This window comes from Polynucleobacter corsicus, from assembly GCF_018688255.1.
Lineage (GTDB): Bacteria > Pseudomonadota > Gammaproteobacteria > Burkholderiales > Burkholderiaceae > Polynucleobacter > Polynucleobacter corsicus.
The window spans coordinates 576,049-599,800 of record NZ_CP061314.1 but is presented as its reverse complement, the minus strand read 5'-3'; the positions used below and the strand labels follow the sequence as shown (position 1 = coordinate 599,800).

Here is a 23,752-nt window from a genome sequence, read left to right as displayed (position 1 = left end):
CATATTTAAAAAACTACATTCATGAATCCACTTGATACACCTATCGGCTTTAGTAGTACTTTCTTATTCGTTCCGGGGACCCGCCCAGAGCGATTTACTAAAGCACTCGATAGTGGTGCTGATGGCGTCATCATCGATCTAGAGGACGCAGTTGCCCATGAAGATAAAGAATCTGCCCGCGCAGCAATACGTGCGGCTTGGCCTTCATTCACCACAGAACAAAAAAAGCGTCTGATCATTCGCTCAAATTCTCCCGGTAGTCATTTTTATGCGGCAGACCTTATGTTGGTCCAAGAGTTAGATGCAGCTTGCTTACTCATTCCAAAAAGTGAATCTCTCGATCAAATCAATGGTGCAGCACAAATCCTTCCAAACACTGCCATCATTCCGATGATTGAGACTGCCATCGGTCTTGATCGCCTCAATGAAATCGCAAACTCTGAACAAGTCTTGCGCTTAGCCTTAGGCAATATTGATTTGCAAGCGGACTTAGGCATGATCTGTGACGCACAAGAAACTGAACTGCAAACTGCGCGCTTTCAGATTGTGTTGGCCTCACGTTTAGCCCAAATTGCCCCTCCAATTGATGGGGTTACCCCATCTACTGACAATATAGAGCGCATCACAGATGATGCCGAGCGTGCTAAAAGAATGGGCTTTGGTGGCAAGCTGTGTATTCATCCAAAACAGGTCTCCCTAGTGAAGGATTCCTTTATGCCCACGGCCGCAGAGGTATCTTGGGCACATCGAGTGATTGAAGCTGACAAAGCGTCGAAAGGTGGCGCAGTAAAACTAGATGGGCGCATGATTGACCGCCCCGTTGTCTTGTTAGCTCAAAGAACACTAGCGATTGCTGGTAAGCCCTAGGGTTGATAGTGTCTAATAGTGGCAAGATTGATTCGCATTACACATTAACGGAGACTCAAATGAAATTCAAAAAAACCCTCTTTGCTGGAATTGCCGCACTAATCAGCGCCAGCACTTTATTGGGTAGCAATATTGCGTCAGCCCAAAAGGATTGGCCAACTAAATCCATTCAATTGGTCGTTCCATTTGCAGCTGGTGGCCCTACCGACACTATCGCACGCTTAATTGCGGTGCCAATGGGTCAGTCTCTAGGTCAGACCGTTGTAGTTGAGAATGTGCCCGGTGCTGGCGGCACAATTGCCTCCACTAAAGTAGCCCGCGCAGCTCCAGACGGCTACACCATCTATATTCATCACATGGGCATGGCTACAGCAAATGCGCTCTACGACAAGCTCCCATATGACCCAATGACTAGCTTTGAGTACATCGGCCAGGTTGCTGATGTGCCAATGGTATTGCTCGGTAAAAAAGATTTGCCAGCTAACAACTTTAAAGAACTTGAGGCTTACATTAAAGCCAACGGCTCAAAAGTAACGATGGCTAATGCGGGTCCTGGCGCTGTATCACAGCTATGCGGCTTGCTGTTCCAAAGTCGTATGGGTGTTCGCTTGACCAATATTCCTTATAAGGGAACTGGTCCTGCTTTAACTGACCTCTTGGGTGGTCAAGTTGACCTCTTGTGCGATCAGACAACGCAAACTATTCCTTATATCAAGGATGGCCGTGTGAAGGCATTTGGTACTACAACTATGAAGCGTTTGCCTGCAATTCCTAACGTTCCCACTTTGAACGAACAAGGCCTCAAAGGCTTTGAAGTGAAAGTATGGCACGGTGTGTACGCTCCAAAAGGCACTCCACAGCCAGTGCTAGACAAAATCAATGCTGCACTCAAGAAAGCATTGAATACTCCTGATGTGAAGAAGCGTTTGGATGATGCCAATATTGATATCGTGCCAATGGATAAAGCATCCGCTAAAGGCCTCAAAGATCACCTTGAAAAAGAAATCAACATCTGGGGTCCAGTTATTCGTAAGGCCAATATTCCAGATTAATTCCGGAATAGCGGTAAACAAAAAAGCCAGCGAATTTCTGCTGGCTTTTTTGTTACCTAAAATAAATTGATGTACTAACTAACTCACCGCTCAACCTGCCCTGAACAAATAGCCTGACTGGGCCCTCTCGCGACGTTTCTGATAAATCGCATTCGGGATTGCTAGCAAAGCCCAAATAGCCAAGAAGGGATCTAAGAGATAGTCCCAGAGATTTGCAGATTCATGCCAATGGGCTGCCCACGCAATGATCGCAAAGGACAGGATCCAAATACCCTTAGTCCAGCCTGCTAGGCCGCAAACTATAGCAAAGAAGATAGTGGCGATTAAAAGACCAATAGAGCCGTAACCCCAAGCATAGGGATCGAGCATTCCAAGACCCAGCGCCAAGGGATAAAACGCAATCGCAATCAAGGCCACTGGGACTTTAAATCCTAGCGGCGTCTTTTTTGCAGTGGGAAGTATGGAACTCCAAAGCAAGAGCATTGTCACAATACTCAACTCACCAGCGACTCCACGTACATAGGCAGACAAAGGCAATTCCAGTGACATTCCTAATGGCCAGAAAAATAGATTTACCAGCAAAAAAACTGCAAGCACGCGAATTGCAAATGGAATCTCTTTTGTGGAAAGTTTTTGCGACAGAATAATCAGCACTACCGCACAAGTAAGCGACATCTCCAGAAGAGCGATCAGTTGTAAATAAGGAGTCATCATTGCGCTTCCTTTTCTTTCAGACTGCTGAGGGCATGCTTAAACCAGGCGGCTGGAAAATATACATGCTTAATCTTTGTTCTATTCCAGGTATAGGCAAGATGCGCATCTTCACCATTGGCAGAAATGAAGTAGGGATAGGAAAATTCTCGATGCTGATTATTAAGTAAAGATTCATCATCCTCGAGCACCTGTACTACCCGCCATTGAGGGGAGCTGGGCTCGCGCATGACCATCACTAATCGATAGCGCCCTGCCTCGATGTTATTCAACACCATCACTCTCGTACCATTAGCTAAAGCAAGTGCAGCAAGCGCTGAATTGGGATTTGGAATCTCCAAGTCTTTTGTTACTGTCCATGATTGCCCAGCATCCTTAGTTTCACTTACAGGGATTTGCTTTGGCTGAGAGTTAGGTCGAGTTTGACGAAAGAAAGCTTCTGCCGCCTGCGGGCCATCAGTAAAAACTACCGGCTGAATTGCACCCCTACCCGAACTCATGCGTCGCTTATCGATCACTTGGCTTGCATCCACTCTCAGAAACTCGCCAAAGCGACCAATCCACTCGTGATATGCCGGTAAACCCAGCCGCCCATCTACAAATGACACAGCCGGTGACTTTACTAAGGTGCTGAGATTAATCAGCGGGGAACTGATTAGGCGCTGCGGCCGATCCCAAGTCAAACCCTCATCACCTGAAATCATCGAAGAGATTGAGCTGCCAGCCCAACCCCCAATAGAAACTGTGACAAAAAATAATTGCATGCGGCCATCGGCCATTCTGGCTGGAACAGGATTGCCCAATTTAGCAATGTAGCGAGATAAGCCTTTTTCAGCGCTAACGCGATCCACTACAACTGTTGGGGCGCTCCATCGAGATGCCTGCGGATCAAAAACAGAGGTATTGATGACTACGTCTGGAGCGCCTTCGCGACTCCCTGCAAACCAGAAGGCCCTCACCGCACCATCATTCAGTGCGATTAAAGAGGCGGCATGCACTGAAGGCGCTCCAGTATCAGGCAGCCAATCTGTCTGCAGGCTAGGCTGAGCAGGCTTTAGTGACTTTACTGGCGCAGTATTTTTCAGCGTCTTAACTGGCTTAGCATCCTCAGCTAATCCAGATACATCATCAAGTTGATTGGTAGGATTAATGGGGTAATCGCTTGCAAACGGCGCCCATACTGGCCGACTGTCAATGTGAAGATAACCTAGCACCGAAGCAAGCAATAAAAAACAAAAGGCAATCACACGACTCATCGACAAGCATCCTTACCCACCAATGACAACGCAATAGTTGCAGGAGTAGCAATTAAATATTCATTCACAAACAAGTGTTCTCCAATATGACCCCTAAGTATCGCCTGAATCTCTGCATCAGAATGGCGTGCTCGCATCTCCATCCGATTACCCACTATTTTGCAAGAATCACACAAGGCGGGCTCCACACCAATCGCTGACTGCACCGCTACCAACGGGTAAGTATTCGTCAGCAAATCAATTTGACCGGCATCCTTTGCCAAATAGCCATGCAATATTGCCCCAGGTAACAAGAGTCGATACTCTTCATCCTTGGCGCGATAGTCGCAAGGCACCCAAACATCTTTTCCGGCAAGGCCTTGGATTGTTGCTTGCGAGTAACGACCCAAGGCACCCTCGAGCGGTGATAAGCCACTTGTCAGTGCGCAATAGCAAAGAAAGCAGCCCGCCAAAGCGATTACCTTGGTACGCCCTCGATTCAATAGTCCAAGCAATACTAGGGCCATCGCGGCTCCCATAAAAACCCAATGCCAAGGGGAGTAACTCCAGATGCCAGACTGACCTAGGAAGTTTGACAGTTGTAAATTACCGCCCACCCAAACCAGCGCGGTAAGTAATAGCAACTGCAGTAGTAATGCAATCCGAAATCCCCAGACGGGCAATCGATCCCAATACAGTGCGATCACGGCAGCAAAAGCTGGCATCACTGGAAGTAGATAACGCCCAGAGCGCTGACTTGGCAAACTAAACACAATAAAAAAGGCTAAGATCAATAGCAGTAACAGACTCTCTTCAAGAGACATGAAACGCCGCTCTCGCCAACATTGAATTAATGCAGAAATCAACACGAAGGTAAAGAGTCCGGCATTAGCTAAAGTCGTTAAAGCCAGCATCCAAACACTATCGCCACCCCGCACTAAATCCAATAAATAGTTGGAGCTACGCGCTTCAAACTTACCGGCATTTTCACCCAAAACAAATTCTTTCCAAACCGCTTCAGGGAACGGATCAAGCACAAACCAAAGTGCAAATACGCCCAAAGCGAGCACAGCAATCAGCAGGACTTTGTAAAGGTCTTGCAATAAGACCTTGGGAATACTCCATTTACGCCAACGCCAGTAGAACAAGCCCAAAGCAAATGCGGCAGGAACAATATAGGCAAAAGACTTTGACAGTAAAGCCATGCCAAGAGAGGCGCCTGCCAATACAGGAAATAAAAGCTTCGATTCAAAAGCAGCTTTACCCCAATACAGCAGTGCGAAGAAAGGCAAGCTTAGCCAAAAGACTTCGGGGGGGTCTGTTAAAAACGGACGACCATAGCGGTAAGTTGCAAAAAAGGAGAGCCATACTAAAGCTGCCAATAAGCCAGTCTGCCGTCTACCGCTAAAACGAGAGACGGTCAAAAATAAGAATAGTGCGGTTAAGCCGGTATACACAACACTGGGCCAACGTAGTGCGAAGAGTGTCCAGTCGCTTCCCCAGCTGGTACTAGCAATGCCCTCCCAAAATACCAAAGGAGGCTTCGTATTTTTGATGCCGTCCATCTCCGATTGAAGGGGCAACCAAGCGCCAGCATCCGCGGTCATTCGGACGATATGCATATAGGGATACTCATCCCCATTCTTCGGAGCAAAGCGACTATCTAAACCATATAGATAGGTAAATACACCTAGAAGTAGGATGAAAATGGCATTTCGATAGGTAAATGATCCTCGCATATTGCTAGTTTATAGGTCTTGGACTTAAATATTAAAAACTGGCATGGTCAATACCCTCATTTTTAGCTCTGAGCTTATTGAAAATCAATCTAAGTAAAACCACTAATCCTATCCCTATCTGATTAAGATAGAGTCCATCAGCAATATCCCAAGAACAGTTGTGTGTAAGACGGAGAAAATCCCTATGCAAGTGAAGTATTTAAAACCTATTTTGGTAACTAGCGCCCTCATTGGCCTGAGCCAGTGGAGTGGACTGGGCTTCGCCCAAACCGCTGACCAACTATATCAACGTAGCCTTGCTGCTACCTGCGCCAATTGCCACGGTACCGATGGCAAAGGCGTTGTGGATGGCGGCATGCCTCTAATAAATAACCTCACTAGCGAACAAATGCTCGCCAAACTAAAGGCTTATAAATCTGGGGCATTAGAGGGCACCATCATGCCTCAGTTAGCTAAAGGCTATTCTGACGAACAACTCACCACTATTGCCAATCAACTTGGCAAGAAACAATAAGGAGGCGCTATGGATCGTCGACATTTTATAGGTCAGAGCGCTGCAGCAGTTGGCCTGCTTGCAGGTCTCTCAAGCCAAACTAAAGCAGCTAATTTACAAAAAGCAGAAATCTTGGTCATTGGTGGTGGATATGGTGGTGCTACCGCCGCTAAATATTTGCGACTCTTCTCCAATAACACCGCCAGAGTGACTCTGATTGAGCCCAATACATCTTTTGTGTCCTGCCCAATGTCTAATTTGGTCATCGGTGGCTCACGTACGATCGCTGAAATTACCTCACCGTATGACACCCTCAGCAAGCGCCATGGCATCAAGATTATTCAAGATAGCGTCAGCAGCATTGATCCAGATAAAAAGACAGTAACGCTCGCCTCTGGAAAAACTTTACGCTACGACAAAGCCATTGTGTCTCCTGGCGTTTCACTGAACTTCAAAAGCGTTGAAGGCCTCGCACAAGCCAATAAAGATGGTGTAACACTACAAGCCTGGAAAGCTGGCCCAGAAACGGTTGCCTTGCATAAGCAAATCGCTGCTATGCGTGAAGGTGGTACTTTTGCAATCAGCATTCCAGAAGCTCCCTATCGCTGCCCTCCTGGACCTTATGAGCGTGCATGTCAGGTGGCAAGCTACCTTCAGCAACACAATCCTAAGGGTAAGGTATTGATTTTGGATGCCAATCAGGATGTCGTATCTAAGGGTGCTTTATTCAAGAAGGTTTGGGCTGAGCAATACGCTGGAATGATTGAGTATCGCCCAAAGAGCAATGTAGTTGGTGTTGATGCGAAAACTAAAACACTCAAACTCGAAGTTGAAGATGATGTGAAGGCTGATGTATTAAATATCTTACCGCAAATGTCTGCTGGTGAAATCGCCATCAAAACTGGATTAGCCAATTCCAATGGCCGATGGGCGAATGTCAACTTCCTCAACTTTGAATCAACGGCACGCAAAGATATTCATGTGCTAGGTGACGCGATTCAAGTTGCACCACTAATGCCCAAATCTGGCCACATGGCTAATCAACATGCCAAAGTCGCAGCAGCGGCAATCGTTGCAGAATTGAATGGCTGGGAAATCAATCCAGCACCAGTTCTGACAAACACCTGCTATAGCTTTGTAAATAGCCGAGAAGTGGTACACGTTGCTAGCGTCCATCAATACAATGCCGCCGAAAAAACATTCAAGACCGTTCCTGGTTCTGGAGGTCTATCACCAGCACCCTCTGTTCTTGAGGGTATTTATGCTTGGGGCTGGGCACACAACATCTGGGCAGATAGCTTAGGTTAAAAAGTATTTACGCTCATTAAAAAAGAGGCCTCGGCCTCTTTTTTAATGTCTACAGCGATTTACCCATCTCAATGATTCGCTTACGTCTTCGCTTACTAATAAATAAGAAAGCAATCGCTACTACTGGAGCAGCGATAGCAGCAATAATTTCTGGATGAATAGCAAGGCCAGCTTCTTTACCACCCTTAGCCATATAGGCTAGCAAACTCACTGCATAGTAAGTTAACACCAGAACCGATAGGCTCTCCACGGTTTCTTGCAAACGCAACTGTAAGCGCGCTCGTTGATCCATGCTAGCCAGCAATTTTTGAGTCTGCTCTTCATTAACGAATTCAATACGCGTTCTCAAGGTTTGAGTTGTCCTTGAGATTCGGTCGGATAATTCTTTTAATCTACGCTGAGTCCAAATACAAGTTCCCATTGCCGGCTGAAAACGTCGATCCATAAACTCGGAGAGGGACTGCACACCCGGAATCGCAGACTCCGCTAGCTCGAATAGATTTTTATTCAGTAATTGGCTATAAGCTTCAGATGCAGTAAAGCGCAATCCATACCCGGAGATCCATTGCTCTGCTCGCGAGGCTAGATTAGAGAGTTCACCTAAAAACTGGCCATCTTTTTCGGTATGCACTCCTGGTTCAGTTTGTAATTGAGAAATACTTTCAGATAAATCCGCCAATTCCGACTCTGCAGTTCGAAGTGGCATCGAAAGGCTCTTCGCTACCGGAAAAGCGATCATGGCTGCCATTCGATAAGTTTCAGCTTCAGCAATTGCACGTGCCACACGACCAGCCTGACGTGAGCCCAAAATATCGTGGGGAATGAAATAAGAGATGAAGCCATCTTCATCTAAACGCAAGTCCGTCCACAACTGAGCCTTCTTGCTCGATAAGATGTAACTACCTAGTACGGTATTCCCACTAAAGATGGAAGACACTTCTTGAGCTTCCGCAAAGAGGGGGCGATGCTCAAATGCGAGATCTAAGGCAGAAATTCTTTCGCCGCCAGCCTCAACAATGGTTGGACAGCCTAGACTTTGAAGTAATGCATCCAAACTCTTTTCCAGAGCGAGGCGTGACTCCAATAACGGTCCAGTGATTTTGATGGGGTTGTGTGTAATAGCTGCAATGGTTGCAAACTCGCCATGCAACTCCCATTTAATTAATACCCTCTCCGGTTCAGGCGCCAGAGTCAACATCTTAAAGGAGTGATCCTGCTGATGATCATTGGAAATACCTAAGGCGACACTAAGTTTTTGAATCCATTCAATTTGAGTCTGACGAGAATTTGCGTCAAGCAAAAAGGATTGTGATAGCACTCTTTCATTTGGCCAAAGCGCAATAGGTGGACGCGCATGCACCTCTTCGTGCAATTGTTTTCGAGCGGGATGATCGTAAGGTTTCATGGGGCTTGGCTTGATTAAATAGATGTGCTTAAACTATACGCCAACAGCATTATCTTGAGATTGATATGGATGGACACCCCGATTAAGGCAGTTACGGACATAGTCTATGCTGGTTCGTAAGGCGTAATAATCGCCAGACATACTTTTAGAGACTTTTAACTGCAATGCCTCGTACTCCAGTAAATCCAATTTCTTCAGATATTCATCTTTCACTTCCGGCAGAAAGTTTTCAGTGAGCTCTCGCTCGTAGTTCTTAAGGGTGCCGTATAACTTATCAATTTTTCGCTTCATGCGCTTATTGCGATAGCCCGGCAAAGTTAGCAAGACAGGATATGCCACGGCACAGAATGGCAGCAATACAAAAACTAAGCGATTGATCAGTTCTGCCAACCAAAAAGGGAAATAGAGCATTAATAATGGCGAGCCATTTTTTTCGTAATGTAAAGCTACTGAGCTTTGTGGAAGCCCTGTATTTTTAAAGGAAGGAAATTCGCCACTCTCCGCAAAGAAGCTTGCTTTACCGTTAATCTCGCGTGCAGCCTCTAAAAATAAAAATTGGAGCGCCGGATGCATTCTGTCATCAATCAGTAAATTCGTAGTTGAAGCCATCAACTTAATATCTCTTGGAGGAAAGTTCCGCGCCAGGCTAAATGAGCCTGCAGGGACATTTAGTATTTGCATATATGGCAGCAAGCGTGCATAGGCTTCCGCACGATCAAAGGCAACTAAATGCAAGCCAGGGTCCTTTAATAATTTCTGAACATTCGGAGCCTCGTAAGCATCCACAATAAACGCTGCATCGATATCACCTTTTTGCAAAGCTTCAACCGATTGAGTATTAGAGAAATTTAGAAAATGAGATCCCTCTTCAAAGCCATTGGCTTTCAGGACATGCATTGCTTGCGCATGAGTGCCGCCACCCTTCAAACCAATCGACATTCTGGAATTCAGAAAGAAACTGGCGCGAGCTTTAATAGCCTGAAAATCATTTGCCTTAATCTCTGGACCGCGATAGAACAACCAAATTGGGTCATAAGAAATCGTGCCAAGAGATTCCACTCCAACAACCTCATGAGGATTAAATGCACCTGCTTGTACAAAGGCAGCCTGAACTGGATCCTTGCGATCAACCAAGTGCGCCACATTTTCTTCAGCACCCTTTGTTGGGAGCAATTCAAGAGTAATACCTTTTTTATTGAAAAAAGCAGCGTACTTTTTTCCTAAAGCGTCGTAGGAGCCGCCGGGCTGGCCAGTTGCAATCACAACATGCCTTGGAGGTGGTGGATCGGCGTACCACCACACTCCGAGCAAGACCACCAAGAGAAAGGCCAAAATAGGCCAAGCTTCTTTCAGGAACTGAGAAAAATCACTCCACTTTTCCTGAACGGTTTCATATAGCCCGAGATAAGTTTCTTTAATGTCTTGTTTGATACTTCCCATGGAAGGCCAATCAGCAAATATGTCAAAAGCTAATGATAATGTGATTATTGCCCTCCAGAAAAGACTCTCCTCATGCTAACCCTCCGAAAAGCTCAAGACCGCGGCTACGCTGATCATGGCTGGCTTAAAAGCTTCCACTCCTTCTCCTTTGCGGGCTATCACGACCCCCGATTTATGGGCTGGGGCAATTTAAGAGTGATTAATGAGGATCGGGTAGCCGCAGGCATGGGTTTTGGCAAACATAGCCACCGCAATATGGAAATCATCAGCTATGTTTTGTCTGGGCAATTGGCGCACGAAGACAGCATGGGAAACATCAAAGGCATTCCACCGGGCGATGTTCAACGCATGAGTGCTGGAACTGGGGTCACCCATAGCGAGTTCAATCACGCTAAAGATCAAGCCACCCACTTCCTGCAAATTTGGATAGAGCCCAATGTCATGGAGATCCCGCCAAGCTATGAGCAAAAATCGATTCCGCTCTCAGACAAGCAAAATAAACTCTGCTTAATTGCCTCTCCGGATGGGTTGGGGAATGCCGTCAAAATTTATGCAGATGCCAAGGTATATGCTGGCCTTTTTGATGGCCATCAGACTCAAAAATTGGATCTCGATTTACAGCGTAAGGCCTATGTACATCTGATAAGGGGCTCCTTACATGTCAACGATATACTTCTATCAAGTGGAGATGCACTACTAATAGAGAACGAAAGCAGTCTACTCATTGGTGACGGCAAAGATGCTGAGGTCTTAGTGTTCGATCTCAGCAGCCAATAAAAAAGGGTATCGACTGAGGTCAATACCCTTACGACTGAGCTAGGTGGAATTAATCTAGCTTAATTTTTGCTTTTTCAATCACTACTTTCCATCTGGCAATATCAGAGACATATAAATCGGTAAATTGCTGGGTAGTCATCGGTGCAATTTGTACCCCCGCCTTCACAAAACGCTCCTTCATCTCTGGGGTCTCTAGAATTTTCAAGATTGCCTTGCTGAGGGTATTAATAACCGCAGGAGGTGTTCCTGCTGGTACAAACAGGCCTTGCCACAAAGCCATTTCATAACCCTTTACACCAGCCTCTTGAATAGTGACTAATTCGGGAGCTCCGCTAAATCGATTCTTACTAGTAACCGCAAGTGCATTGACTTTTTCACCCTTATATAAGGGTAGTCCCACTGGCATACCAGCAAAGTAAAAATCAATTTGACCGCCCACTAAATCCGTTGCAGCAGGTGATCCACCCTTGTATGGAATGTGGATCGCTTGAGTACCCGTAGTTGCCAGGAATAGCTCTCCAGCCATATGGTCGGAGTTACCAATCCCAGAGGAGCCAAAGCTCATCTTTCCCGGCTCGGCTCGGAGCATAGAAATTAAATCGGTCACATTTTTAGCCTTGGAATTGGTATTCACAATCAAAATATGTGGGGTAGCGGCTACTCCGACAACGGGTAGCAAATCTTTTTGGCCATTAAAGGGGAGTCTTGGGTTTGCAGCTACGTTAATTGCTAAGCCATTTTGCGCAAATAACACGGTGTAACCATCTGGAGCACTTTTAGCAACTGCATCCGCAGCCAAGCTACCTGCAGCACCGCCTCTATTTTCCACAATGACTGATTGCTTTAAGGCAATGCTGAGCTCATTCGCCACCATTCTCCCAACGATGTCGGTTGAACTACCTGGCGCATACCCAACCAACATCTTGATTGGCTTATCTGGATAGGACGCAAACGCCGTCCCCAAAACTAGTGGCAACACTAAAGAACTCAACACTATTTTTTTAATTGATTTTTTAATCATTATTGTCTCCTCCGGAAAGTTATAAATCTAATGCTGTAATCCCGCACTCTTTGGCGCAGTTATTCAAAGACTCTTGTAATTCGCTCGAGATCGGAATGCCATGCGAAAGTCGCTCTGCCATCACTCTTGCAGCACCATCGCCGGGTACCCGAATTTGATTCACACCTGGCAATGTAGAGGAGGCCTTTAAATCATCGACCAAAGCGATTACCCGGGCAACAAATTGCTCTTTACTTCCAAAAGCACTTGGATCAACAGCAATGATTGTTTGACCGGTGTTGGTAATTAAATCATGATGCGCATTAAAGTCAATCGTGCCTTTGCCAACTGCAGCATCATTGAGCGCGCCAGCTAGCAGACCAATCATGACAGCTAAACCATATCCTTTGTAACCCCCGATAGGAAGTAATGATCCCTCGCTCGATTTTTGCGGATCTGTAATGGGCTGACCTTGTCGATCGATCATCCAAGTATCGGGAATCAATTCACCCTTTTGGGCAGCAAGTTTTACCTTACCGTAAGCAGCGACTGTAGTCGCAATATCCAATAGAACGATCGGCTTATCACCCGAAGGAACCGCAATAGCAATCGGATTGGTAGACAGCAATAAATCAATGCCGCCCCATGGCGCCATATGATTGGCGTTGCCAACCGCCATATAGATGCCGATATACCCCTGTTCAGCTAGCTTTCTGACATATACAGATGCTGCACCAGAATGATTTCCATAGTGACTACCAACCCAACAAACGCTGTGTTGCTTCACTTTTTCTATTGCAACTTCGACCGCTTTATTCATCACCAAATGACCCAAGGCATTATCCCCATTGATCAAAGCAGTTGCACCCTGCTCACGTTCAATCTGAATATTGGGACTCAAATTAATACCGCCAGCACGAATACGCTTAATGTAAGCAGGTAATCTGAAAATTCCATGCCCATCAGCGCCAACGAGGTCTGACTGGATCATCAGTTGGGCTACGAGCTTGGCATCTGCCAAAGGCACCTGGTTGGCGTGCAATGCTTGTGCAATAAATGCCTCAGCCTGAGTTATAGATAAATATTTCATGTTTATTCTTGTAATTTAATTCCCAGTATCACTCTTAAATTCCATCTTATAAGTGTATTTATTATGAGGATGGTAAGTGAAAGTTACTTCAAAAAGCTTATCCTGATTATCAAAGTAACGCCGAACAATGACTAAACAAGGGGCATGCACCTTCAACCCAAGCTTCTTTGCAATATCAGTAGACACGTCGATGGCATAAACATCGACCTCAGCTCGATCAATTCGAGTACCGTACTTTTTCTCGATCTGCTCGAACACCATCACTTGACTGTGCTCAGGCTCCGATGTCAAGGATGCGAATTGGGGAAGAATGTAAATATCAGTCCAAGCAATTACTTCCTCGGTATCTCGCTGCTTTCGAATAGCTCCAATGTGATACCAAGAGGATCCGACTGCATCGCCAATCATTTCGCTTAGCGGTTTATCGAGCTCAATAAATTCTTCAATGGTGTTTTGTCGATAAGTATTTCTTGGGTAACTCAAAATATCAACAGGTGAATTAAAGCTTTGTGTAAACCTTCTCACCTTCCGTCTGGAGATCACCTGAGTTGGCGCCCCTTGACGACGTAAGACCATGCCATCCCGCTCCAGAGTTTGGAGGGCATGTCTTAAGGTATGGCGACTTGCTGTGAAACTTTTACAAAGTACTGCTTCAGATGGCAAGTGAGAGCCTACCGCCCAATCGCCCTCATAAATACGCTGAGCCAGCGCATTCGCTAAGGTCTTATAGAGCGGTAGAGATTCTTTCAACTTAGGAGAGGCCAAACATCTTTTTGCCAGCTACAGGCAATCGTGCTTTCAAGATATCGCCAGAGAGAGATTCAGTAATGTACAAATCCCGATTATCTTCGCCACCAAAACACATGTTTGCCAAGTGATGGTGGTGTGGGTTGTCTGAGTAGATCAAATGGGTCGGGAGCATATTGCTATCAAATCTCCAGATACCAACGCCTAAGTGGCAAACGAGCAATCCATTTTCAGAATCCATCTCGATACCATCAGGCCCGGCAACGCCACCTGTCAACTGAATTGCAACACCCGTTTTAGAAACAGAACCATCAGCCATGAGTGGTAAACGCCAAATTTGCTGAGATCTTGTTGCGGCAACGAATACATGCTTTTCTTGAGTATTTAAGGTGATGCCATTAGGACTCGGTACATTAATAGCCAAGCGATCTAATTGACCATTAGCGCGCAATCTAAATACTCTACCTGTCGGATCTGCAATTCCAGTTTGGCCCTGATCGGTAAAGTACAGGTCGCCATTGGAGGCAAAGTGCAAATCATTCAAACCCTTGAAGTTTTCGCTATACATGGACCCAAGAATTGTTTCCACTTTTCCAGTTTTAGGATCGAGGGCTAATAGGCCTAACTTGTAATCGCAAATAAATGCACGGCCATCTTTGTGAAACTTCAATCCATTCGGCCAACCGTCAAATTGAGTTACCAAATCCCAATCACCCTTCGGCGTAATTCTGAAGACCCGTCCAAAAGGGATATCCAGAAACCATAAGTTACCTTCACGGTCAAAAGAAGGACCTTCTAAAAAGCACTCAACTTCAGCGTTTTGGCGGTTTGGATCAGACCAGCCTGTACGGGATTTCTTTCTAAACTTCCCAGGCATTGACATAAAGACTTCTGCCTTGATTTTCTCTACAGGCTGAAATGGGTTGTGCATCGTCATAGTTGATTACTCCTCTTTGTAGTTATACGGATAGGTTTATTTAAATGATTCACAATTAAAACATAATTGGTGATAATGTACTGTAAATATAAGCTTATGATGAGCTCAATTAATTAATACTTAACCGTATAAGTAAGGTTTCTTATGAAATATGTTGCCGTAATTGGTACCGGAATCATGGCCGCAGGTATTGCCGCTGGGTTTGTTGCACAAAGTATTCCCGTTGTTATTTTGGGAAGAAACAAAGATAAAGCGGATGCATGCCTAGATAAAGCGCTGACCCTCGCACAGAAAATTGGCATTGTCGGAGCCTACGCTAGCCAAAGTCAGGATGCGATCAAGGCTGGACAGAAGGCTGAAGTCCTTGAGAACTGGTCCAACTGGGATGGGTGTGACTGGGTCATCGAAACCGTGGCAGAAAACCTTGCTCTAAAGCAAGAGATATTCCAATACCTTGACGAACGCGTTCCAGCGCATATTCCTATTGGTAGCAATAGCTCAGGGTTTCCAATCAGCAAAATTGCTTCTGGACTGAAAACCGCCAATCGAATGATGGGAGCCCATTACTTTATGCCAGCCGAAGTGGTGCCCCTAGTAGAAGTGGTCATGGGAGAGAAAACGGAATTGGTATTTGCAGAACAAGCCTGCAGCCTATACAAAAGCATTGCTAAAAAACCAGTTTTAGTAAAAAAAGATATTCCTGGGTTTTTGGCAAATCGTATTCAGCATGCACTCATGCGTGAAGCCCTATCGCTTGTACAAGAGGGCATTGCAAGCCCTGAGGATATTGATGATGCCGTCCGTTACAGCTTTGGCTTTCGATATGCTGCGGTTGGCCCAATGACCCAAAAAGAAATCTCAGGCTGGGATGGGATGGCAAATGCAGCAAAAGAAATTTATCCCTCGCTCTCCAACATTACCACTCTACCCCCGAAGGTAGTACAGCTGATGAGTGAAGGAAAAACAGGAATGAAATCTGGTGAAGGCTTCAGAAAGTGGACGCCAGAAGAAATACAGCAAGTTTCAGACTCCTACTCCAGGAGATTGAAGGCTGCTTTTGATGTTCTCAATATTGAATAGCCGCATATCCCTTAGCAATGGCTTCCTTTACTCGATCGATATTTGGAGTTATACCAATGCCGCTGGGTGCTAGCTGGTCCACCTCAAAGCTTCCCTGCCTGGCTATCAATGGTGTGTCACAGATATCAAACTTCAAGTACTGATTTGACATGCTAAAACCCCAATTCACTTTGCCCATGGCAAATCCTAGAGATGCAGTAGCAGCTGCAGACAAAGAGGTCTCCGCAATCTTGCATGCTAAATTGAGTGAGAGCTTATGCTGCTCTAGTAATTTGGCGCATTCAAGCGCCTGCATTACTCCGCCTGTTTTAATCAGCTTTAAGCTAGCCCCACTGAATGCCTTAGCCTCGATTAATTGCTCTAGCTCGGCAAGACCATGGACCGACTCATCCAATCCGATTGGAATGGGGGAGCTTTCATTCAGCAACACAAAATCTACCATTGGCAGCTCCGCAGAAATCAACTGCTCGGCAAACGTTAATTTACTTGCTGACTCTGACTGGCAAAATCGAATTGCATCTGTCAAAGTGAGTGCGCAGTTTGCATCAACAGAGATGACGTCACCCTCCAAGGCATCGCACAGCACTTTCACCCTATGCAGATCTTCATCTAGCGAGAGTGAGCCAATTTTAATTTTCCAGTGCCTAAATCCAAGCTCACGAAATGCCTTGGCATCTCTAAGCTCTTTGTCCAATGAGCCGCCCAGCATTCTCAGTAAGGGTATGGGTGCAGGTTCGGCATCCGCCAGGACATCACTTTCAGTTCGTAGATATCGCCATAAAGGGATGGAGCGCTCTTGCGTATATAAATCCAATAAAGCCATCTCTAAACAAGATTTTGCTGATGCATTGGCATACAAAATTCGATTAAAAACACTTGCAAATTCGGCCGGCTCGCCCCACTCTAATGACAATGCATTTTCTACCAAGAATTTAATGCTGCCGACGAGACTATCCAAGCTTTCCCCGGTCATCAAAGGCGCGACCGAGGCCTCACCCCAGCCCTGTCGACCCTTATCATCAGTTAGGCAGAGCAATACCGTTTTTGCATCCACTACCATTTCACGAGACATCTTGATGGGCTCGATAAGGGGAATGGATAAGGGGTAAATTTCAGCGCATTTGATTTTCATTTTTGCTTTATGAGCTTTGACAAAATAGTTTTGATTTTAAAAAAATAATATCCAGGAGAACGATACATGAGAAAAATCATCTTTACCTTACTGGCTTTAGGAATTACTCTGCCATCGCTAGCAAGCGCACAAGGGTATCCGAACCAGCCGATTAAGCTAATCATCCCATTTGCAGCTGGTGGACCATCAGACGTTCTTGCTCGAGGGTTTTCTCCCAAGCTTGGTGAAAACCTAGGTCAGCCCATCATTATTGAAAATAAACCCGGTGCGGGTGCCAATTTAGCTGCGGAATATGTAGCCAACTCCAAAGGTGATGGTTACACACTCTTCCTGATGCTTGTAGGCACCCAAGCTATTAATGAAACCTTGTATAAAAAACTCAACTACAACGTTATTAAAGATTTTGCCCCAGTCTCACTGGTTGCCTCCTCCTCATTGATGTTGGTAGCCAACCCTGGTGTACCTGTAAAAACAGTTACAGAATTGATTGCGTTTGATAAAGCCAATCCTGGCAAAGTTAGCTTTGGCTCTTCGGGTGCAGCCACACCACTACATCTGGCAGGCGAATTGTTTAATACTCAAGCAGGAACCAATATTCTTCATGTGCCATACAAGGGTGCGGCTCCTGCATTAACAGATGTACTGGGTGGACAGATTCAAACAGCTATTGTTGGCACGCCAGCAGCGCTGCCTTATGTCAAATCTGGAAAGCTCACTGGATTGGGTGTGACCAGCTTAAAACGATCTCCAAATGCCCCAGAGATCCCGGCCATATCTGAGACCCTGCCCAAATTTGACGTAGAACTGGTTTATGCCATTGTTGCGCCAGCAAGCACACCAAAGGCAATTGTGGAAAAATTGAACGCCCAGCTAGCCAATGTACTGAACAACCCTGACATTAAATCCCAGTTGAACTCAAGAGGATTTGATGTTGTCACCAGCACCCCGGGCCAGCTTGGTGACTACATAAAATCTGAAGTCGCCAAGTGGGCGCCGATTGTCAAAAAATCAGGTATTACTGCAGAATAATTAAAAATACACGAATCGAAAGTCACTCATGATTGAAACATCTGAAAAAAAATTAGCTGGCGCAATTATTCGCCTGCATCCAAATGACAACATTGTTGTTGCTCGAGTTGATGTGGCTATTGGTGAGCAAGTGCCCAGCGAGAATTTCACGAGCCGTAGCCAAGTACCTGCGGGTTACAAGATCGCTACAAAGAAAATCTTGAAGGGTGAGCCTATCCTCAAATACAACGTCACCGTGGGCTTTGCTAATACCGATATTGAGCCCGGCATGATGGTTCATAGTCATAACACTGAGTTTCGTGAATTTGATCGTGACTACGCTTATGCAAGCGAATATAAGCCCACCACCCTCCTTCCGGAATCTGAGCGTGCAACATTTCAAGGTTACGTGCGCGCCAATGGAAAAGTAGGTACGCGTAATTTCATCGGCATTCTGTCAACCGTTAATTGCTCTGCTACGGTGGTTAATAAAATTGCTGACTGGTTCACACCCGAGAGGTTGAAAGACTATCCCAATATCGATGGTGTAGTTGCCTTTAGTCACGGTATCGGCTGCGGCATGGAAATGAGTGGCGAACCAATGCAACTGCTTCGTAGAACGATGGCGGGTTATGCACAGCATCCTAACCTCGCTGCAGCGCTCATCATTGGCTTAGGTTGCGAGCGTAATCAGCTAAAAGGATTGATGGAGCAAGAAGCGTTGCAAGAAAACTCTACCTTGCATACCTTCATCATGCAAGAGACTGGCGGCACACGTAAAACGATTGAAGCAGGCATTGAAGCCGTCAAAGCACTCCTACCAGAAGCCAATAAAGCAAAACGTCAAACTGTTTCTGCGAGCCATTTATGCGTTGGTTTGCAATGCGGTGGATCAGATGGATTCTCTTCCATCACTGCAAACCCAGCCTTAGGCGCTGCAGTAGATATTTTGTCGCGCCATGGTGGCACAGGTATTCTTTCTGAAACGCCGGAAATTTATGGGGTTGAGCACACACTTACCCGCAGAGCCGCCACTAAAGAAATTGGCGAGAAGCTCATTAAACGGATTCGTTGGTGGAAAGATGAATATTCTGTTGGTCGTGATGTCCAAATCAATGGGCAAGTGAGTCCCGGCAATCAAATTGGTGGCCTTGCCAACATCTTTGAAAAGTCACTCGGCTCTTCTATGAAAGGTGGTACCGGACCTCTGATGGAAGTCTATCGCTATGCAGAGCCAGTCACAGCCAAAGGTTTTGTATTCATGGATACGCCTGGTTTTGATCCTGTCTCGGCAACCGGTCAAATTGCAGGTGGTGCAAACTTGATTGCCTTCACTACCGGACGCGGCTCCATGTTTGGCTCTAAACCAGCGCCTTGCATTAAGCTGGCTACTAATACGCCCATGTATCAAAAGCTAACTGAAGATATGGATATCAATTGCGGAGAGATCTTAGATGGCACGGTTTCTGTTCAAGAGATGGGGCAACGTATTTTTGAACTCTTCCTCAGGACAGCCTCAGGAGAGGCTTCAAAAAGCGAATTATTGGGTCTAGGTGACTATGAATTCGTGCCTTGGCAAGTTGGCGTCATGAGCTAATGAAAGACTCCACCTCACAGTAGTGATAAGCGGGCCAGATGCCCGCTTTTTCTTTACCGAAAAGAAGCTAGAAATCAGCGCCGGGGACTGTAGAATTAAAGCTATTGATTTAATCAGGACTTCATTAGGCTTATGAAATTCAGGGACTACTATGAAACACTCGGTGTAGCGCGTGGCGCCACTGAAGCAGAAATTAAAGCGGCTTACCGAAAGTTGGCGCGCAAATATCACCCGGACGTCAATAAAGAAGCCGGGGCAGAAGACCAATTTAAAGAAGTTGGCGAGGCCTACGCCGTTCTCAAAGATACTGAGAAGCGCGCTGCCTACGATCGTATGGGCGCTAACTGGAAAAATGGTCAAGATTTCACTCCTCCTCCAAACTGGAACGAAGGGTTTGAATATTCTGACAGCAACTTTGGTGGTGGCTACGAGGGCGATCAAAGTGAATTCTTTGAATCGCTCTTTGGTAGAGGGCGTCATACTCAAGGCGGCAGGGGTGGCAACCCCCGCCAAGGCATGAACTTAAAAGGTCAAGATCATCATGCCAAGATATTGATAGATCTGGCGGATGCCTATAACGGCGCACAACGGACTATCGCCCTGCACATGCCTGTGCAAGATGCTAACGGCCATGTCAGCACCCAAGAACGCAAGCTCGATGTCAGCATTCCGAAAGGTATTAAGGCTGGACAAAATCTACGCTTATCTGGTCAGGGCGGTCCAGGCATGGGTTCTGGTGGCGCGGGTGACTTGTACCTTGAAATTGATTTCCACCCCAATCCCATCTATCGCGTAGATGGCAAAGATGTTTATCTTGATTTGCCGCTGGCCCCATGGGAAGCAGCGCTTGGAACCACCGTCAATATACCGACCCCCGCAGGCTCAACTTTAGAACTGAGGATTCCGGCGGGTACAGCAGCCGGCCGCAAGATGCGACTCAAAGCAAAGGGGATCCCTGGCAAAGAGGCAGGCGATCTATACGTAGTGCCAAATATTGTTTTACCCGACGCCGAAACCGATGCGCAAAAAGAAGCTTATCAAGCGCTGGAGAAAGCTTTTGATTTCAAGCCCAGAAACCATTTGAAGGGATGATGAACATGACGCAAACACAAATCACCTGGATTACAGGTAGCGTTGTTGAAGAAGAAGTACATATGAGCATTGTGGAAATCTCACAAGCGACACGCGCACCAGAGGATCTCATTATGTCTTGGGTCTCCGAGGGTGTTCTCAGTCCAGCGGGCTCATCCCCAGAGGACTGGCGCTTTAGTGGAGAGTCCCTTAAGCGCGCAAAGACTGCTGCTCATCTGACGCATGATCTAGAACTCAATACTCCTGGGGTCGCTTTAGCGCTAGATCTTCTAGACGAAATCAGCCGCCTTCGCAATCAACTGCTTCGTGAAAATATTGGCTAAGACTCTGACAGACCTAGTAATAATGTACTTTGTAATTTAGGATAAAAATAAATGACCGCATTGCCCTGTATTGAAATTGAAACTGCTCCCAATCCAAGTGCTGCTGTCATTTGGCTTCATGGTCTAGGAGCTGATGGCAATGACTTTGTACCCATCATTCCCCAACTCAATCTTTCTGAGTGCCCTGCCATTCGATTTGTTTTTCCAAGCGCACCTTCTATGGCTGTCACAGTCAATGGCGGCTACGTAATGCCAGCTTGGTATGACATTACAGGGAGAACTATCAACGACCGCGAAGATCTTGCTGGCATTCACAAATCAGCAGCAGCGATCTCGGAATTAATTGAACGGGAGGCAAGTCGTGGGATTGCCTATGAAAAAATTGTTTTGGCTGGCTTCTCGCAGGGCTGCGCTATGTCTTTGCAGGTTGGCCTACGCTTTCCACATCGATTGGCCGGCATCATGGCGCTATCAGGCTATTTACCTCTAGCAAATTCACTGGCACTCGAGAGAAGTGAGGCCAATGGCAAGACGCCTATTTACATGGCGCATGGTATTTGGGATACGGTAATCACTCTAGATCGCGCAGAAGCTTCAGCTGATACCCTGGAAAAATTAGGCTATCCGGTGGATTGGAATACCTACCCAATGGAACACTCGCTTCATCCGGATGAGCTGGTAGATATCTCCAGATTTTTGACCACGGTGCTTAGCAAGTTATAAGCGACGCTACATCAAGACTCTGAGCGACTTAAGAGCAGCTCCCAGCGCTGTAGTTTGATATCTAGATCGGCAGTGATTTCTGATAAGCGCGCTTGCATACTCGCCGCTAATTCGGGCTCATTCTTATAGAGATCTGGATTACTCATAGCGATCCCAATCTCAGCTTGCTCTGTCTCCAGAGTTTCAATCTGCAAAGGCAGGACTTCTAATTCCTGCCGCTCTTTACCATTAAGCTTACTCACCCCAGTTTTTACAACAGCGGGTTTTGATTCCGCCTTTGCCTCCGGTTTTGCTTCTAGCTTTGATTCGGACTTCTCAGCGGCTTTCAGGCCACCGTTGGCTGCACGAATCTTGTCTGAGCGTGCCTTCTGAATCTTCCAGTCTTCGTAACCACCCTCATATTCGCGCCAGAATCCATCACCCTCATTAGCAATGATGCTAGTCACGACGTTATCTAAGAAGTAGCGATCATGACTGACTAAGAACACGGTGCCCTTATAGTCTTGGAGCAATTGCTCAAGCAAGTCCAGGGTGTCGATATCCAAGTCATTGGTTGGCTCATCCAAAACCAAGACGTTTGCAGGACGTGCAAATAAGCGTGCCAACAATAAGCGGTTACGCTCGCCACCAGACAAAGTGCTTACAGGCGAATTAGTACGCTCTGGCGCAAATAAGAAATCACTCAGATAACTCTTCACGTGTTTCTTATTGCCATTGATTTCGATCCACTCGCTACCTGGGCTGATGTAATCCTCAAGCGAAGCGTTGAGATCAAGGCCTTCGCGCATCTGATCAAAATAGGCCACCTCAATACGCGTACCCATCGTTGCTGTGCCAGAGTCTGGTGCTATCGTTCCGAGGATTAACTTCAGGAGCGTGGTCTTACCAGCACCGTTAGGTCCCAGAAGTCCCACTTTATCGCCACGCAAAATCGTTGCCGTGAAATCCTGCACAATCGGGCGCTCGTATGACTTGGAAACATTTTGTAGATCAGCAACAATCTTACCGCTTCTATCTCCTGCTGAGACCGCAAGCTTGACTTGCCCAACAGCATCACGTCTTTGCGAGCGAGTAGTGCGAAGATTTTCTAGGCGCGCAATACGCGCCACGCTACGAGTGCGCCTAGCTTCAACGCCTTTACGAATCCAGACCTCTTCTTGAGCGAGTAATTTGTCGGCACGTGCATTAGCCAAAGACTCTGAGTTCATTTCCTGATCTTTTAATACCTCATAGGCCGAGAAATTACCCGGGTAGGTACGCAAGATGCCGCGATCGAGTTCAACAATCTGCGTACAGACGTTATCCAAGAAAGCGCGATCATGGGTAATCAAAATTACAGAGCCCTTGTACTCTTTGAGCAAATCCTCTAACCAAGAAATAGAATCTAAATCCAAATGGTTGGTAGGCTCATCTAGTAGCAATACATCTGGCATCTCTACCAGCGCACGAGCAAGAGCAACCCGCTTTTTGGTTCCACCCGACAAAGTATTAATCTTGAGCTCAGCCTCTAGGTGCAGGCGATCTAGCGTTTCATGAACGCGTTGCTCCCAGTTCCAGCCGCTTAAAGCCTCCAGTTGCGATTGCACTTCATCTAGGCGATGGTGGGCGGCATCGTCCCACTCTCCAATGCTGAGGGCTTCATATTCTTCACGCAAGGCTTTAGCTTGAGCTACTCCCTTGGATACGGCATCAAAGACAGTCTCCTCAGCCTCGAAGATAGGCTCTTGTGGAACATAGGCAATACGGAGACCTTGCTGATACTGCAGCAAGCCATCATCCATTTTTTCTATGCCAGCCAAGATCTTCAATAAAGAGGATTTACCAGTGCCATTGCGGCCAATTAAGCCAACCCGCTCCCCAGATTCCAGTGAGAAAGCGGTGTTTGCGAGGAGGTCAACGTGGCCAAAAGCCAGTTTTGCATCAGTGAGTACGATTAAAGCCATGGCGACATTATCGTCACTTCATCCAAAGTGGTGATATTTCCAATAAACATGGG

General features: G+C 46.3%; 22 protein-coding genes. 11 read left to right on the top strand and 11 right to left on the bottom strand.

From position 1 onward, the window contains the following. Positions 1–21: 21 nt before the first annotated feature. Both C2747_RS03245 and C2747_RS03240 read left to right on the top strand, forming a co-directional pair. A complete protein-coding gene (locus C2747_RS03245) occupies positions 22–867 on the top strand; it encodes an HpcH/HpaI aldolase/citrate lyase family protein (protein WP_215332382.1) in 846 nt (281 codons plus the stop codon). A gap of 59 nt (positions 868–926) precedes the next feature. Then, positions 927–1,919, top strand: coding sequence for a Bug family tripartite tricarboxylate transporter substrate binding protein (locus C2747_RS03240; protein ID WP_215332380.1), 993 nt, complete (start codon positions 927–929; stop codon positions 1,917–1,919). A gap of 90 nt (positions 1,920–2,009) precedes the next feature. On the opposite strand, the gene C2747_RS03235 is transcribed toward C2747_RS03240, so the two are convergent. Genes C2747_RS03235 through C2747_RS03225 form a run of 3 tightly spaced genes read right to left on the bottom strand, consistent with a single transcriptional unit; the run spans position 2,010 to position 5,604 of the window. After that, entirely contained in the window at positions 2,010–2,633 is a 624-nt protein-coding gene (locus C2747_RS03235; protein ID WP_251374808.1) for a hypothetical protein, read from the bottom strand. Next, positions 2,630–3,886 (bottom strand): sialidase family protein, encoded by a 1,257-nt coding sequence (locus C2747_RS03230; protein ID WP_215332378.1) that lies wholly within the window; start codon positions 3,884–3,886, stop codon positions 2,630–2,632. Before C2747_RS03230 ends, C2747_RS03235 begins: the two co-directional genes overlap by 4 nt. After that, positions 3,883–5,604 (bottom strand): ArnT family glycosyltransferase, encoded by a 1,722-nt coding sequence (locus tag C2747_RS03225; RefSeq protein ID WP_215332376.1) that lies wholly within the window; start codon positions 5,602–5,604, stop codon positions 3,883–3,885. Before C2747_RS03225 ends, C2747_RS03230 begins: the two co-directional genes overlap by 4 nt. 184 nt (positions 5,605–5,788) lie before the next feature. On the opposite strand from C2747_RS03225, the gene C2747_RS03220 reads away from it, so the two are divergent. Next, positions 5,789–6,118: a c-type cytochrome gene (locus C2747_RS03220; RefSeq protein WP_215332374.1), complete on the top strand. Its 330-nt coding sequence runs from the start codon at positions 5,789–5,791 to the stop codon at positions 6,116–6,118. 9 nt (positions 6,119–6,127) lie between these two features. Next, positions 6,128–7,405 (top strand): NAD(P)/FAD-dependent oxidoreductase, encoded by a 1,278-nt coding sequence (locus tag C2747_RS03215; protein WP_215332372.1) that lies wholly within the window; start codon positions 6,128–6,130, stop codon positions 7,403–7,405. A 49-nt stretch (positions 7,406–7,454) separates the two neighbouring features. Here C2747_RS03215 and C2747_RS03210 read toward each other — a convergent pair whose 3' ends face one another. Together C2747_RS03210 and C2747_RS03205 are read right to left on the bottom strand one after the other, a co-directional pair. Then, the gene (locus C2747_RS03210; RefSeq protein WP_215332370.1) at positions 7,455–8,810 is read right to left on the bottom strand and encodes a DUF3422 domain-containing protein; all 1,356 of its coding nucleotides are present in this window, start codon (positions 8,808–8,810) and stop codon (positions 7,455–7,457) included. A 33-nt stretch (positions 8,811–8,843) separates the two neighbouring features. Then, positions 8,844–10,250 (bottom strand): TAXI family TRAP transporter solute-binding subunit, encoded by a 1,407-nt coding sequence (locus C2747_RS03205; protein ID WP_215332368.1) that lies wholly within the window; start codon positions 10,248–10,250, stop codon positions 8,844–8,846. Between the two features lie 72 nt (positions 10,251–10,322). On the opposite strand from C2747_RS03205, the gene C2747_RS03200 reads away from it, so the two are divergent. Continuing rightward, a complete protein-coding gene (locus tag C2747_RS03200) occupies positions 10,323–11,027 on the top strand; it encodes a pirin family protein (protein ID WP_215332366.1) in 705 nt (234 codons plus the stop codon). Between the two features lie 49 nt (positions 11,028–11,076). Here the strand turns inward: C2747_RS03200 and C2747_RS03195 are convergent, their stop codons facing one another. The 4 genes from C2747_RS03195 to C2747_RS03180 are packed head-to-tail and all read right to left on the bottom strand — an operon-like array spanning position 11,077 to position 14,801. Further along, positions 11,077–12,048 (bottom strand): Bug family tripartite tricarboxylate transporter substrate binding protein, encoded by a 972-nt coding sequence (locus C2747_RS03195; protein WP_215332364.1) that lies wholly within the window; start codon positions 12,046–12,048, stop codon positions 11,077–11,079. 19 nt (positions 12,049–12,067) lie between these two features. Then, the gene (locus C2747_RS03190; protein ID WP_215332362.1) at positions 12,068–13,117 is read right to left on the bottom strand and encodes an Ldh family oxidoreductase; all 1,050 of its coding nucleotides are present in this window, start codon (positions 13,115–13,117) and stop codon (positions 12,068–12,070) included. Positions 13,118–13,132: 15 nt separating this feature from the next. Then, positions 13,133–13,882 carry a GntR family transcriptional regulator gene (locus C2747_RS03185; RefSeq protein WP_215332360.1) on the bottom strand — a complete coding sequence of 250 codons (750 nt, stop codon included), beginning with the start codon at positions 13,880–13,882 and terminating at the stop codon, positions 13,133–13,135. After that, positions 13,869–14,801 (bottom strand): SMP-30/gluconolactonase/LRE family protein, encoded by a 933-nt coding sequence (locus tag C2747_RS03180; protein WP_251374807.1) that lies wholly within the window; start codon positions 14,799–14,801, stop codon positions 13,869–13,871. The genes C2747_RS03185 and C2747_RS03180 overlap by 14 nt, the downstream gene beginning before the upstream one ends. A gap of 144 nt (positions 14,802–14,945) precedes the next feature. On the opposite strand from C2747_RS03180, the gene C2747_RS03175 reads away from it, so the two are divergent. Next, positions 14,946–15,881, top strand: coding sequence for a 3-hydroxyacyl-CoA dehydrogenase family protein (locus tag C2747_RS03175; protein WP_215332358.1), 936 nt, complete (start codon positions 14,946–14,948; stop codon positions 15,879–15,881). Here the strand turns inward: C2747_RS03175 and C2747_RS03170 are convergent. Further along, entirely contained in the window at positions 15,868–17,013 is a 1,146-nt protein-coding gene (locus C2747_RS03170) for a mandelate racemase/muconate lactonizing enzyme family protein (RefSeq protein WP_215332356.1), read from the bottom strand. The two genes, C2747_RS03175 and C2747_RS03170, sit on opposite strands and share 14 nt — an antisense overlap. Before the next feature lie 66 nt (positions 17,014–17,079). On the opposite strand from C2747_RS03170, the gene C2747_RS03165 reads away from it, so the two are divergent. The 5 genes from C2747_RS03165 (at position 17,080) to C2747_RS03145 (ending at position 21,756) form a co-directional block, all read left to right on the top strand. Continuing rightward, positions 17,080–18,042, top strand: coding sequence for a Bug family tripartite tricarboxylate transporter substrate binding protein (locus C2747_RS03165; RefSeq protein ID WP_215332354.1), 963 nt, complete (start codon positions 17,080–17,082; stop codon positions 18,040–18,042). Positions 18,043–18,070: 28 nt separating this feature from the next. Beyond that, positions 18,071–19,618 carry a UxaA family hydrolase gene (locus C2747_RS03160; RefSeq protein ID WP_215332352.1) on the top strand — a complete coding sequence of 516 codons (1,548 nt, stop codon included), beginning with the start codon at positions 18,071–18,073 and terminating at the stop codon, positions 19,616–19,618. A 132-nt stretch (positions 19,619–19,750) separates the two neighbouring features. Further along, entirely contained in the window at positions 19,751–20,710 is a 960-nt protein-coding gene (locus C2747_RS03155; protein WP_215332350.1) for a DnaJ C-terminal domain-containing protein, read from the top strand. 5 nt (positions 20,711–20,715) lie between these two features. Then, positions 20,716–21,033: a chaperone modulator CbpM gene (locus C2747_RS03150; protein ID WP_215332348.1), complete on the top strand. Its 318-nt coding sequence runs from the start codon at positions 20,716–20,718 to the stop codon at positions 21,031–21,033. Positions 21,034–21,084: 51 nt separating this feature from the next. Then, a complete protein-coding gene (locus C2747_RS03145; RefSeq protein WP_215332346.1) occupies positions 21,085–21,756 on the top strand; it encodes an alpha/beta hydrolase in 672 nt (223 codons plus the stop codon). 11 nt (positions 21,757–21,767) lie between these two features. Here C2747_RS03145 and C2747_RS03140 read toward each other — a convergent pair whose 3' ends face one another. Further along, on the bottom strand, positions 21,768–23,699 hold the full coding sequence (locus tag C2747_RS03140) for an ATP-binding cassette domain-containing protein (RefSeq protein WP_215332344.1): 1,932 nt from the start codon (positions 23,697–23,699) through the stop codon (positions 21,768–21,770). Between the last annotated feature and the right edge of the window lie 53 nt (positions 23,700–23,752).